At 64.0% G+C, this 12378-nt stretch carries 14 protein-coding genes; 7 read left to right on the top strand and 7 right to left on the bottom strand.

Features of this window, described 5'->3' with window-relative positions; genetic code table 11:
• Nucleotides 1-112: 112 nt before the first annotated feature.
• The 6 genes from ACI6S0_RS24635 to ACI6S0_RS24610 form a co-directional block, all read right to left on the bottom strand.
• A complete protein-coding gene (locus ACI6S0_RS24635) occupies nucleotides 113-1444 on the bottom strand; it encodes a HAMP domain-containing sensor histidine kinase (protein WP_122129097.1) in 1332 nt (443 codons plus the stop codon).
• Between the two features lie 2 nt (nucleotides 1445-1446).
• The gene (locus ACI6S0_RS24630; protein WP_122129191.1) at nucleotides 1447-2124 is read right to left on the bottom strand and encodes a response regulator transcription factor; all 678 of its coding nucleotides are present in this window, start codon (nucleotides 2122-2124) and stop codon (nucleotides 1447-1449) included.
• A gap of 7 nt (nucleotides 2125-2131) precedes the next feature.
• Entirely contained in the window at nucleotides 2132-3508 is a 1377-nt protein-coding gene (locus ACI6S0_RS24625; RefSeq protein ID WP_122129096.1) for an efflux transporter outer membrane subunit, read from the bottom strand.
• A complete protein-coding gene (locus ACI6S0_RS24620; protein WP_337587056.1) occupies nucleotides 3505-4491 on the bottom strand; it encodes an efflux RND transporter permease subunit in 987 nt (328 codons plus the stop codon). The genes ACI6S0_RS24625 and ACI6S0_RS24620 overlap by 4 nt, the downstream gene beginning before the upstream one ends.
• Nucleotides 4492-4506: 15 nt before the next feature.
• Nucleotides 4507-5007, bottom strand: coding sequence for a Tn3 family transposase (locus ACI6S0_RS24615; RefSeq protein WP_069337481.1), 501 nt, complete (start codon nucleotides 5005-5007; stop codon nucleotides 4507-4509).
• 426 nt (nucleotides 5008-5433) lie between these two features.
• Entirely contained in the window at nucleotides 5434-6468 is a 1035-nt protein-coding gene (locus tag ACI6S0_RS24610; protein ID WP_010338606.1) for an IS110 family transposase, read from the bottom strand.
• A 151-nt stretch (nucleotides 6469-6619) separates the two neighbouring features.
• Here ACI6S0_RS24610 and ACI6S0_RS24605 point away from each other — a divergent pair, with 151 nt between their 5' ends.
• The 6 genes from ACI6S0_RS24605 to ACI6S0_RS24580 all read left to right on the top strand — a co-directional run bounded on the left by ACI6S0_RS24605 (nucleotide 6620) and on the right by ACI6S0_RS24580 (nucleotide 11139).
• Nucleotides 6620-6979 carry a hypothetical protein gene (locus ACI6S0_RS24605; RefSeq protein ID WP_037525043.1) on the top strand — a complete coding sequence of 120 codons (360 nt, stop codon included), beginning with the start codon at nucleotides 6620-6622 and terminating at the stop codon, nucleotides 6977-6979.
• Between the two features lie 224 nt (nucleotides 6980-7203).
• Entirely contained in the window at nucleotides 7204-7785 is a 582-nt protein-coding gene (locus ACI6S0_RS24600) for a DUF4142 domain-containing protein (RefSeq protein WP_010337039.1), read from the top strand.
• Nucleotides 7786-7962: 177 nt separating this feature from the next.
• A complete protein-coding gene (locus ACI6S0_RS24595) occupies nucleotides 7963-8511 on the top strand; it encodes a hypothetical protein (protein WP_010337038.1) in 549 nt (182 codons plus the stop codon).
• Nucleotides 8512-9120: 609 nt separating this feature from the next.
• Nucleotides 9121-9753: an RNA polymerase sigma factor gene (locus ACI6S0_RS24590; protein ID WP_010337037.1), complete on the top strand. Its 633-nt coding sequence runs from the start codon at nucleotides 9121-9123 to the stop codon at nucleotides 9751-9753.
• A gap of 306 nt (nucleotides 9754-10059) precedes the next feature.
• Nucleotides 10060-10977, top strand: a complete 918-nt coding sequence (locus ACI6S0_RS24585) for a GGDEF domain-containing protein (protein WP_037525041.1) — start codon at nucleotides 10060-10062, stop codon at nucleotides 10975-10977.
• Nucleotides 10978-11010: 33 nt separating this feature from the next.
• A complete protein-coding gene (locus ACI6S0_RS24580; protein ID WP_257211714.1) occupies nucleotides 11011-11139 on the top strand; it encodes a hypothetical protein in 129 nt (42 codons plus the stop codon).
• Here the strand turns inward: ACI6S0_RS24580 and ACI6S0_RS24575 are convergent.
• A complete protein-coding gene (locus tag ACI6S0_RS24575) occupies nucleotides 11136-11507 on the bottom strand; it encodes a response regulator (RefSeq protein ID WP_029547633.1) in 372 nt (123 codons plus the stop codon). The two genes, ACI6S0_RS24580 and ACI6S0_RS24575, sit on opposite strands and share 4 nt — an antisense overlap.
• Before the next feature lie 141 nt (nucleotides 11508-11648).
• Between ACI6S0_RS24575 and ACI6S0_RS24570 the strand changes: the two genes are divergently transcribed.
• Nucleotides 11649-12251, top strand: a complete 603-nt coding sequence (locus ACI6S0_RS24570) for a sensor histidine kinase (RefSeq protein WP_010337034.1) — start codon at nucleotides 11649-11651, stop codon at nucleotides 12249-12251.
• Nucleotides 12252-12378 lie beyond the last annotated feature (127 nt).

The following is a 12378-nucleotide window of genomic DNA, read 5'->3' as shown; positions in this document are numbered from 1 at the left end:
CCTAAGGTTTTGCGATCCCGTCTCGCATGGGATGGTGAAATGGGAAAGGCCGGTCGTTCTCAAAACCCGGTTCTGACGGGGTTTCGAGAAACCTTGAGGGTCGGGATCAGCCTTATCGACCGCTCGCAAAGCGAATGGTGACGCCGAACCCGCCCCCGCTTTCCGACAGAAACGCATTGCCGCCATGCCCGACAGCAATCGCGCGGACCAGCGCGAGGCCAAGCCCGTGCCCATCGGTGGTACGCGACACTTCCGCCCGGGCGAAGCGCCGGAACAGGCGCTGGGCATCACCCGGGGAAACGCCTGGTCCGTCATCTTTCAGCGTCACCTCGATTACATCCTGCGTCGTTCGGGCGGACAGCATTGCCGTCGTTCCGGCCGGGGTATGGCGCAGCGTATTCTCCAGCAGGTTCGACAGCGCCTGCGCCAGCAGGCGACGGTCGCCCTCGACATACAGACCGGGAGCGATGTCAGTCGCGAGGTGATGACCGGCTGCCTCGAAGTCGGGGCGGTAGGTTTCGGCCATATCGTCGAGCAGTGCTGATAGGTCGATCACGGCCATCGCGCGTCGTTCCGCCAATCCTTCCACCTCGGCGATACGTAGCAGCGCGGCGAAAATCTCCAGCAGGTCGTCGGCTTGCCGGCGGGCGGCATCGATCGCCTCCGCATCGCCGGCCGCTGCGCGATCGAGCTGGTTACACAGGCGGGTGAGCGGCGTGCGCAGGTCGTGCGCGACGTCGGTCGAGACCTGCCGCAGATTGTCCATCAGCGCCGCCATGCGGTCGAGCATCCGGTTGAGCGTCGCGGCAAGGCGATCGAACTCGCTGTCGGACCCGTCGCGCGGCACCCGCTGCGTCAGGTCGCCGGCGATGATCGCCTGCGCGGTGGCATCGATGCGTGACAGGCGCCGCCGCGTCAGCCAACCGACCAGCACGGCCGCGCCAATGCCCAGCGCCAGCATCGCGCCCAGCGCTCCGGCGAACAGCGCAGCCAGCGTGCTGTCGATCGCGTCCAGGTCGCGACGATCGGCGACGACGACGAGAAGCCCACCGGCCAAGGGCGTGGCGAGGGCTTGGCCGACGCCGGTGGTGTCGCCGCGGCGAAAGCCGAAATGCTCCTGGTAGCCGGGTTCGGGCGGCGCGAGCGGGGCGATGGTGGCGGCGACCGTCCGCCCGTTGCGGTCGAACAGCAGATAGTCGAGACTGGCTTCGTTCCGCGCATCCTCGCGCAGGCGGATGGCTTCGGCCACCCCCGCCAGTCCCGCTTCGCTCGCCTCGGCAACGAGCGCGCGCGTTTCCACCGCGACGCGGTGATCGAGCTGTTCCTCCAGCGCCTCGTGCGTCACCTCATAAGCGACCGCGCCGATCGCGAGCGTCGCCGCGGCGAAGGCCAGCGCGACCAGCACGACGATGCCGAAGGTGGAGCGCCACAGGCGGCGGATCATCGTCACGCTTCCCGGATCATGTAGCCCGCCCCGCGCACTGTCTCGATCGCGTCCACGTCGAACCCGGCGTTGAGCTTGGAGCGCAGCCGGCTCAGATGCGTCTCGACGATGTTGGTCTTCGGATCGAAGTCGAAGTCCCAGACGCGTTCGAGCAGCATGGTCCGCGTCATCACCCGGCGCGGATTGCGCATCAGCTCGGCCAGCAGCGCGAACTCGCGCGGTTGCAGGGTCACGCGCCGTCCCGCCCGCTCCACCGTGCGGCGATGCAGGTCGAGCAGGATGTCGCCGACCCGGAGCAGGTGGACATCGTCGCCGCGCGGTGCCGGCCGGCGCGCCAGCGCATTGAGGCGCGCGGCCAGCTCGGAGAAGGCGAAGGGCTTGACCAGATAGTCGTCGGCGCCGCCCTCCAGTCCCTCAACCCGATCGGCAATTCCGCCGACCGCGGTCAGCATCAGGACCGGCGTCGCGTCACCGGCCGCGCGCAACGCCTTGACCAAGGCGAGGCCGTCGAGACCGGGCAGCATCCGGTCGACCACGATCGCGTCGAACCCGTCCCCTGTCGCCTGGAACAGTCCGTCACGGCCATCGGCACTGACCGCGACCTGGTGCCCGGCCTGTCTCAGCCCCTGCGCCACGAAGGCGCGGGTGTCGGCATCATCCTCGACGATCAGTATCCGCATCGCCCGACTATCGCGTGCCGGCGTCGGTTCGCCAACCGCCGCCCAGCGCACGGAACAGCGCCACCTCGTTCTGCGACACCGCCAGATCGGACTGGACCTGTTGCAGCGTCGCCGACGCGGTGGCGCGCTGCGCATCGACCTGGAGCAGGCCCGGTGCATCGCCCAGACGAACGCGAGCACCCGCCCGCCGCGCATAGGCCTGCGCCTCGCGTGAAGCCGTCGCCAGATCGCGATTTCGGCGCGTCTCGGCGTCGTAAGCAGCTAGCGCGGTTTCCACCTCGCGCAGCGCCTGCAGCACCGCCACATCCCATCCGGCGAGCGCGGCGCGCTCGGTCGCGCGCGCCTGTTCCAGCCGCGCGCGGGCCGGCGCCTGATTAGGGAAGGCCCAGCTCACGAGCGGCGTCACCGCCGCGCTGATTCCACCCGACAGCAACCCGAATGCTCCACCCAGGTTGACGCGCGGATAGAGGTCTGCCCGCGCCACGCCGATCCGCGCCGCGGCTGCGGCAAGGCGTCGCTCCGCCTCGCGGACATCGGGACGCCGGAGCAGCAGCGCGGTCCCGTCACCGACCGGCGCGGCGGTGCGCAGCCGGGGCGCGGCGGTGCAGGCGAGGCGATAGCCCCGCGCTTCCCCCGGGGGGCGCCCCTGCAACGTCGCGAGCCGATACAGCGCGTTCGCCCGCTGCGCCTCGAACGGGGCGATGGCCCCGCGGGTGGCAGCGGCAATGGTCGCGACCTGCGATACTTCCAGCGGCGACACCTCACCCGCCCGAAACTGTTCGCGCACGAGCGCGACCGACCGGTCCTGTGCCGCCGCGACCTCGCGCGCGGTCGCGATGGCGCGGGTCGATCCGCACAGGTCGACATAGGCCAGCACCGTGTCGGCCACCACGGCGACACGCAGGCCGTCGACGACCGCGGCCTGCGCCTCGGCATCCGCCCCCGCCGCGGTCACGGCGGACCGCAGCCGCCCGAACAGGTCGAGATCCCAGCTCGCTGTCGCAGCGATATCATAATCCGTCGTCGGCACGTTGCCCGACGCGCTCGGTTGCGAGGCAGGGTTGTCGACCCCCAGCGCGCTCTCGATCGTCGTCTGCGGCAGCCGCGTCGCCCGTGCCTGCCGCAGAGCGGCGCGCGCGCCGTCCAGGTTCGCGTAGGCGACGCGCAGATCGGCATTGGCGGCCAAGGCCGATCGCACCAGTCCGTCGAGAACGGGATCGTCGTAGAGCCGCCACCAGTCATCCGGCACCGGCGCGATCGACGCGACGGGAAGCCGGGCGAACTCGCCCGTCGCGCTGGACGGGGCGATCGTCGGCGGAGGTGCTGGCACGCTCATGCACGCCGAGGCGAGCAGCGCGACGGCGGGAACGAGGCGACGGATCATGCCAGCACCTCCCTGGGTGCGGTGGCAGGCGGCACGGTGCGGTCCTCGCCATAGCGGGCGTAGAGTGTGGGCAGCAGCAGCAGGTTGAGCGCGGTCGACGAAATCAGTCCGCCGAGGATCACGATCGCCATCGGATGCTCGATTTCATGCCCCGGCGCGTTGCCGGCGACGATCAGCGGCACCAGCGCGAGGCCGGCACAGGCGGCGGTCATCAGGATCGGCACCAGTCGTTCCTCGGCACCGCGCAGCACCAGCTCCCGCCCGAATGTCATGCCTTCGTGCCGTTCGAGATGCTGATAGTGCGACAGCAGCATGATGCCGTTGCGCGCGGCGATGCCGATGACGGTAACGAAGCCGACCAGCGAGCCGAGCGACAACACCCCGCCGGTGACGGCAACAGCAACCACCCCACCGACCAGCGCGAACGGCAGGCTGACACCGACCAAGGCGGTGATCCGGCGCGAACGGAACTCCATCCAGACGAGCAGCAGGATGCCGACGAGGCACAGCGCACCGATGCTCCAGAGGCGGCTGCGCGACTCCTTCAGTGCGGCATATTCGCCCAGCACCTGCGGATGATAGCCGGTCGCGAACGGCACTCTGGCGACCGCGGCGTCGACCGCCTGCGCGACGGTGCCGAGGTCCGCGCCCGCGACGTTCATCGTGACGTCGAGCCGGCGCTGGCCGTTCTCGCGCTTCACCTCGTTGGGGGCGGGTGCGATCTCGATATCGGCGACATCGCCGAGCCGCACCGGCGCCCCGGCGACCGCATTGCCGGCCGCGGGCACCTGGATCATCAGGTCGCGCAAGGCGTGGACGCTGTTACGCACCGCCGGCTCGCCCCAGACAGCCACGTCGAAGGCGCGCTGGTCGCGGTAGATTTCGCCGACCTTGGCCTGCGCGACCAGCACCTGCGCCTGCCGGCGCACCTCGCCCGCGGTGAGGCCGATCCGCGCCAGTTCGCCCGCACGGCCCCTGTGCATTATTCGGACACAGATTCACGGTAGCGGTTTTGTGAGCAGCGGCAGAAGGCCTTCCGCGTCGAGATTGAGGCGGTCGGACCAGATATAATCGCCAGTGAGATTGATCCGGTCCCATCCCAGCGGTGACAGCCGGGACAACATGGCGGGTTCGATCGGCGTGCCCCGGCGTCGCAATTCGCCGATGGCGCGACCGAGATAGCGGCAATTGAACAGGATGATGGCGGAAGTCACCAGGTTGAGGGCAGCCGCGCGGGTCTGCTGGTTGTCCATGCCGCGGTCACGGAAGCGGCCGAGGCGATGGAAGGCGACAGCCCGGGCCAGGCTATTGCGTGCCTCGCCCTTGTTCAACTCGGCGGTGACGGTGCGGCGAAGATCGCTGTCTTCAAACCAGCGCAGCGTGAACAGCGTACGCTCGATCCGCCCGACCTCACGCAGAGCGGCCGCAAGACTGTTTTGTTGCCGGTAGGCAGACAGCTTCTTCAGGATCAGCGATGGCGTTACGGTGCGGTCTCGCATCGCCCCTATCACCTGGGATATCTCGTCCCAGTGGGGGGGCGGTGAGAGGATGGGCAAAAACGTACGCTCTCATGACTGCCATCCGAGACGCTGGCCGCAAGGCTCTCAATCTACCCCCGGATAGCCGCGCAGTCTAAGCGTTCGCTGATTGTTCGTCCTTAGCGTTGCGTGTGGATGGCTCCCGCGTTGCGGTGCGATTTTCTGACGTTCTGACATGCCATATCGAGTGCAGTCGCGTGTCCGGCCTTTATGTGCAGCCTTTATACGGCTGCTGGCCTTGAAGGATTCCGCCAGCCCTGGCCTCCTCATCGTTTACGCGGACTCGAAGTCCTGTACGCTAAGCAGGTTTGCCGAAGCTCGGTGGATCGAATGGCTTGCCTTCAGTCGGTCTTCACACCTCAACCTTGTTTTGCCATCGCCTGCCAATCAGGCTGCGATCGCCAATTCCTTTCTTTCATACTCGACGCCGCGCGTCATCACCACCCATGCAATACGCGCCATCTTGTTGGCCAGAGCAACGGCCACGACCTTGGGCGGACGGCGATCAAGCAAGGCTTTGGCCCATTCAAAGCCTTTGACGCTGCCCGCCCGGACATGCCGCAGCACTGAAGTCGCACCGACGACCAGCAATTGTCGCAGGTAGCGATTGCCGCCCTTGGTAATCTTGCCCAGGCGGGTCTTGCCACCTGACGAGTTTTGCCGGGGCACGAGTCCAAGCCAGGCGGCGAAATGGCGGGCCGACCTGAAGCTCTGCGCGTTGGTCACCATCGACGCGAGCGCCGAGGCGGTGATCACACCAACGCCGGGGATGGTTTCAAGGATGTTGCTGACGTCGTTGCGATAATGCCAGCGGGTCAACTGCTTATCGATCCCGGTGAGCTTGTCCTGCAGTTCCTGAATGTGGCGCGCTAAGACGCCGAGTGTCTCGCGCGCCAGTTCCGGAAGATCGAGTTCGTCCCCTTTCGCAAGCCGATCGACCATGCGCACCACCTGCGCCACGCCGGTACCCGTCACAAGACCGAATTCGGCCAGATGGCTGCGCACGGCATTGAACATCATCGTCCGCTGCTTGATCAGCAGTGCCCGCGTTTTGTGCAGCACGCCGCCAGCCTGCTGGTCAACTGACTTGATTTCGACGAACCGCATTGTCGGCCGCGTCACCGCCTCGCAAATCGCTTCGGCATCGGCGGCATCGTTCTTCTGCCGCTTGACGTAAGGTTTCACGTAGATCGGCGGGATGAGTTTTACGTCGTGGCCCAGGTTCTGGAGCTGCCGACCCCAGTGATGCGCCGTTCCGCAGGCTTCGATCCCGATCAGAACCGGAGGCAATGCCGCGAAAAACTTCAACATCTGTCCGCGCTTCAATTGCCGGGTCACAACCACCTGACCCGCCGCGTCTACACCATGGACCTGGAACACCGACTTCGCGATATCCAGCCCAATCGTGACAATCTCACTCATCGTCCGTCTCCTCGCTCTTCAGCCGAGGCAGTCTGCCTCAGCCGGTGAGCGGGAGCCATCCACTCCATCGTTTGGCGTACCTTCCACGCTATGTCCTCAACTTCACGTCGATGGCGGCACGATCAGCGGCTTCTTCCTGTTGCCACGCGACATGATGGTCGATGCGCCGACAGACGGTTCGCAAGGGGCGATCTACATCCTCTATAATGGCCGACTTGCGCCGAAGTTCAAGGTGTCGAAACCGCGCACTTTGAGCCTTGTGTCGCGTGCGCTTTCCACCGTGCTGGGCGAAGCGGACAGGACGATCATCGATGATCTACGCAGCTTTGCGCAGGAGCGTAAAATCCGGCTCTCCATATGCGCAATCGATGAAGCCGCCCCGAACGCTGATGCGCCCTTGTTCGACACCGGACATATGCGCAAACTCTACACCATGGGAGAAGAGGAAGGGCGGGCTCAAGATGGGTGTCTGATCTCAACCTCTATACATTCACCGATTATTCGCCCTTAGCATTGTCTGGCGCACCCCCGACGCTATGCCCTCCAAAGCGCTCATATGATCTCCATTTTTTTGTTTGAGGCAATAATATTGTGAACAATAAGCTATTCAAGGCGTGGGAAAATTTGGCCGAAGGATGACTGACGCACTCTCTGCAGACCTTCCTTCTTCATCAATGGCGGGAACGAGAGCGGCGCAGCAGCGTAATGCGTTCACCAAACTTTGTGGAGAATGCAATGCGCTATCTTATCGGCACTGCTCTGGCTGCCGCCCTTCTGTCCCCCGTCGCCTATGCCCAGACCATGTCGGGCGTCGCGCAGACCAACGTCGCAGGTGAAACCACCACGGTGTTCTCGATCCAGCCCCAACGTCAGGTCTCGGCTTCCGACTACGTCAAGCTGAGTGCTGATGCTCTCAACTATCGTATTGCAGCTTCGCAGCTTGCGCTGCGCAAGGCTGAGCGTGCCGATGTGAAGGCCTACGCGAAGGCAGACTATGATCAAGCAAAGAAACAGCGGGACTCGCTTTTTGCCGCCCTCTCCAACAAGGATCGAAAAATCGCCAAGCCTACGCTAGCTCTCTCGTCGCAGCGTGCTGCGTCAATTGATTTGCTCAAGAAGAGCAAGGACGATTTCGACAATCTTTATCTGACGCAGATGGCAGATGAAGCTCCGTCGATGTGGGCACTGCAGAAGGGCTACGCTCTGGAGGGCAGCGATCCGGCTCTGAAGCAGGTTGCTACCCTTGCAGTGCCGACGATCGAAAGCGGCTATACCGTGGTCAAGGGGCTGACGCCGGCGGCAGTTGCCTCGCGCTGACCTAAGCAATGCGGGACACCTGAAATACGGTCTTCTCGCTTGATCACCATCATGGCAGAAGTGGCATTTTTGTCACTTCTGCCATTTTGTTGTTACTTGTCGAAACTCTCTTTGACGTTCGGGGTTAGCAGGTCACTTACCGACAGTTTCGGTACGAACAAATTTGAAGAGAGATACATGAAGAATTTGATCCTTGCTGCCGCTGTCTGCTGCTTTGTTCCTACGCTTGCGTCTGCACAGGAGACCGCTCCCGACGGCACTGATGCATTTGGCATCGAGCCTTATGTTGGCGTCCTTGGCGGGTATCACACCTTCGACAAAGATAGCGAATTCGGCTCGCCGCGTGGCGGTAGCATGAACGGCGCGCTCATCAGCGGGATTGCAGGCGTCAACATTCCCTTGGGTCCGGTATTTGTTGGTGCGGAGGGTAACGCCAGCAAGGGCTTCAACGACATCGATTGGGAATATGGCGTTCGTGGCCGCATTGGTGCGCGGGCCGGCGAGAGCGGAATGGTGTTTGCCTCTGCCGGATATCAGTGGGTTAATGGCAAGCGCGCCTACAGCGACCAAAAGGACTGGGTGTATGGCGTGGGCGTCGAAGTTGGACCCAAGGATATCGGTCTGGGCGGCGTAACCGGTAATAGCGGCATTCGCATTCGCCTTCAGATGGAAACCTACGATTTTGACAGTCTGCGGCCCATGGGCGGCGTAGTCTTCCACTTCTAATGAATGGGGCGGGGTTCGTTGTCAAGATCGCGACGGCCCTGACCTACCTCTTGCTCCAATCGAACCTGGGAGATGTTGTGGCATTGTAGGGTATCGAACGCCAGTATAACTACGTTATACAATATAGTCTATCGTTGAACTTTCTTGCTTACACTACCGTCAGGTCCAGCTTGATACTCTATCATTGCACAATGAGCGGACTGCCCTTGTCGCAGTAGCGCACAACAATGTCTCTTCACGGATCGCAGGACACAGGCCGGAACCATAGAGAGTGTCAGCAAGAGCATCGACGGTTGTCGCCTTGGCGCGATAGGCACCGGTCGCCACATTGCCTTCTCAGGTAACTTTCTATGGGATAAAGTTGCAGCGTCTGCAGAACGTAAGACGCTCAACCTGCCAAAAGATAGCTGCGCCGCATAAATGTTCGTTGATTGTTCGCCCCTAGCGTTGTCTGGCGTACTATTCACGCTATGCCCTCCTATAGCACGGATGCAGCCCTGATCGACCGAGACGGGACGAAGCGGGGTGCGAAGAGGTCGGCCCGGCAACATCGGCGGCTTGCGCGGCCTATATCACTTGAGGGCAGGAGAAGCCTGCCCGGAGAATGAGATGCCGCCCACCGCGCCTGCCCGCGTTCCGTCACCGATCGCCATGCCCGACGATGACTTTGGAGCTGCGCTGATTGCACAGGCGGCCGCGCTCAGCGCCTATGCCCGGCGGCTGACCGGAGGCGGTGCCGATGCCGACGATCTCTTGCAGGACACCATGCTGCGCTGTTGGGCCGCGCGCGCCAGCTTCGCGGCCGGAACGAGCCTCGCCGCTTGGGCTCGGACCATAATGAAGAACAGTTTCCTCACCGGTCGCCGCCGCGCGCGTTTCCATGCCGATCTGCCCGAGGATGCGCGCGACCGGATGCTGAACGTGGGCGAGACCCAGAGTCTTGCCATCTGGCTGCGCGATACGGATTGGGCGCTCAGCGAACTCCCGCCCCACCAGCGCGAGGCGGTGCTGTTGGCGAGCCAGGGCGTGTCCGTCGAGGACGGAGCGGCGCAGCTCGGCATTGCTACAGGAACGTTCAAGAGCCGTGTCGCTCGCGGGCGGACCCGGCTGCGCGCCCTGATCGATGAGCGATCAACGCCGCTGCTGGCCGACAGGACTGGCCGCGATACACCCTCGCCAGAGGCCAAGCTGCCCGTCCGCCTGCGGAAAAAGCGGGACTGGCGGGGCGTCAAGATCGGCTGAACCCCGGTGTGCCGGTTGGCTTGTTGCTTTTCTTAACAGTTTGCCGGTAGCGTGCGCGCACCTGCGGAGACGCGGGTGGAGGCGTGGAAACCTCCTGAAACACGAGCCGGTCGAGCTTCATCGACCGGGTGGCGGGCGCGCATGTCCAAGCCACCCGGCCAAAGGCGTCCGCGCCTGACGTGTTTCAGGTTTCCAACACCCGGTTCAGTGGCCGGCACGTCTCCGAAATGGGGCGTGCCGCCGGCTGCACAGGAACACTTGGGGCGGGAATGAGCTTGGAGAACCTTTTGACCGAGTAGGACATGCGTGAATAGCCATCTGCCTGTCGGCCGCCTCGCCGATCATCTTCATTCCTTGCCGCGCGAACGCGCCTGGTTCGCGATTCTCCTCAGCGTCACGGCGCTGGCGCTGGCGGACGCACATTTTCCCCGAATAGGTCTCGCGCCGCTCTATATTCCGATCGTCTGCGCCGCCTGCTGGGCGCTAGGAAGCCGCGCTGGCTATTTGGTGGCGATCGTCGCGGCCGTCCTCGCCGTCGTGCCGCATGTCGCCGAGCTGCCCAGGCTCTCTCCCGCCCTGCTAGGGGCAAGGATGGCCGTGCGTGCCGTCACCTATGTTATCGTCGCCGCCATTGTTCTCAGCTTCCGCCGGTCTTTCGACCGAGAGCACCACTTGGCGGCGCGCGACCGCATGACCGATGCGCTCAACAAGGAGACGTTCCGCGAGCGCGTGGTCCATCGTCTCGATCTAGCGGTGCCTGCCCGGCAATCCTTCCTGCTCGCGATCCTTGATCTCGACGACTTCAAGGGCATCAACAACCGCCACGGCCATGTTGCCGGCGATGAGGTGCTGCGCGCCTTTGCGCAGGGCGCGCGGGGGATCGTCCGGTGGGAGGATGATTTCGGGCGGATCGGCGGCGACGAGTTCGCTTTTCTGCTTCCCGTTCATTCGGCCCAGGAAGGGGTGTATTTCGCCCGCGTGCTCCACAAGCGCCTGTCATCGGTTCTAGCCGGCACGCCTCATCCAGTAACGTGCAGCATGGGCGCGCTGCTGATTCAGCCTGATACCCCGCGCGACGAGCCCTCGTTGATGCACGCGGTCGATCAGCTCATGTACGCGGTCAAGCGCGCCGGGAAGAACGCCGTGGAGATCGGCTGCGCAACGACCGGTCGAGGCCGGGACGCTCCTGTTCCGTCCCGGCTCCGGGTAATGGAGGCCACATGACGAGCGAGCAGCCCGACAGGACTCATCAGAGCGATGGGCGAAGCTTTCGCGGTGATCGGCACGCCGATGGACAGAGCCAGCATCGCCAGTATCGATGAGTTCGCCAACGCGCTCGCTATATACGCGGCGGTGCGCGCCGAAACCGATGGCGATCAAGCTTAGCAGGCAGCATCGAGCGCGCGGCAGAGCGCTCCGATCAGAAGCTCGCGCGACGTGGGCTTGTGGCAGGTCGGGCGTGAGGCGTGGACAGCCGGGATCATGCTGGCCGCGCCCGTGGCGAAGATGAAGGGCACGCCGCGCCGATTCAGTTCGTCCGCGATCGGGAATGAGGTTTCGGAGCCAAGTTGCACATCGAGGCTGGCAACATGAGGCGACGAGTCCAGCGCCGAGAGGGCGTCCCGCACGCAATCGACAGGGCCGACGACTTCTGCGCCGGCGTCGGATATTATCTCAACCAGCGTGGCCGCGACCCAGTAATCATCTTCAACAACCAGCACACGAAGGCCGCTGATCCCGTCTCGTGTAGTCATGTCGCACCAAGCATTTACGCAGCCGTTCCACCGACCAGCGCAGCAACGCGCCGTCTGGCTCTGCGCTCCACGCGGACATGCAAAATGTTCGTCTTGGGCGATCGATTGATCTAAATAGCCGGGTAGGGGGCGCGTAGAGTTATGGTCGATACTGAAACCCGGATTCGTGAGCTTGAGCATCGGTTCAGGAACATTCTCACTATCGTTCGTTCTCTTGTCAGCCAGAGCTTGCAGGCGGCCGATTCGATCGAAGACGCCCGATCGACCATTGACGAGCGATTGGCGGCGCTGGGTAGCGCGACCGAGCAGCTTCTATCCCATAATTGGGAGACCGCGCCCCTCCCGGCGCTGGCCGAGAATGCACTGGCGCACTTCACCCTCTACGCGGAGCGGCTTCGCCTTGATGGCCCCACGGTCACGATCGGCCCCAAGGCGGCGATGACGTTGACCCTCGCCTTTCACGAGCTGGCGACGAACGCGATCAAATATGGTGCGCTGTCCAACGAAACAGGCACTATCGAGCTGACGTGGAAAGTGCTGGGATCGGGCATCGAGGCCGAGCTTTGGATGCAATGGGCCGAACATGGCGGCCCGCCAGTCGTCAGGCCCGAGCGGCGGGGCTTTGGATCGCGGCTGATATGCACGGCCGCAAGCCGCAGCTTGCGCGGCCGTGCCGAGTTGGAATTTCCCGTCTCGGGCGTCGTGTGGACCTTGCTCGCCCCTCTGGCCGCGGTCGAGCTATGATCGAATCCGGATACGGGTCATCCCCGCCGCTAAGCCTTGGGTTCATCGCGCATGCCTGTCTCTTCGGCCCACGCTCCTTGTCCGACTGGATCCCTCCCGTCACTTTGATCGTCTCTTTTGTCAGGGT

Source organism: Sphingobium sp. DN12, assembly GCF_051058005.1.
In the GTDB taxonomy this organism is placed as follows: domain Bacteria; phylum Pseudomonadota; class Alphaproteobacteria; order Sphingomonadales; family Sphingomonadaceae; genus Sphingobium; species Sphingobium yanoikuyae.
Note: the sequence above shows the minus strand (reverse complement) of the source record. Positions and strands in the feature narration are given on the sequence as shown.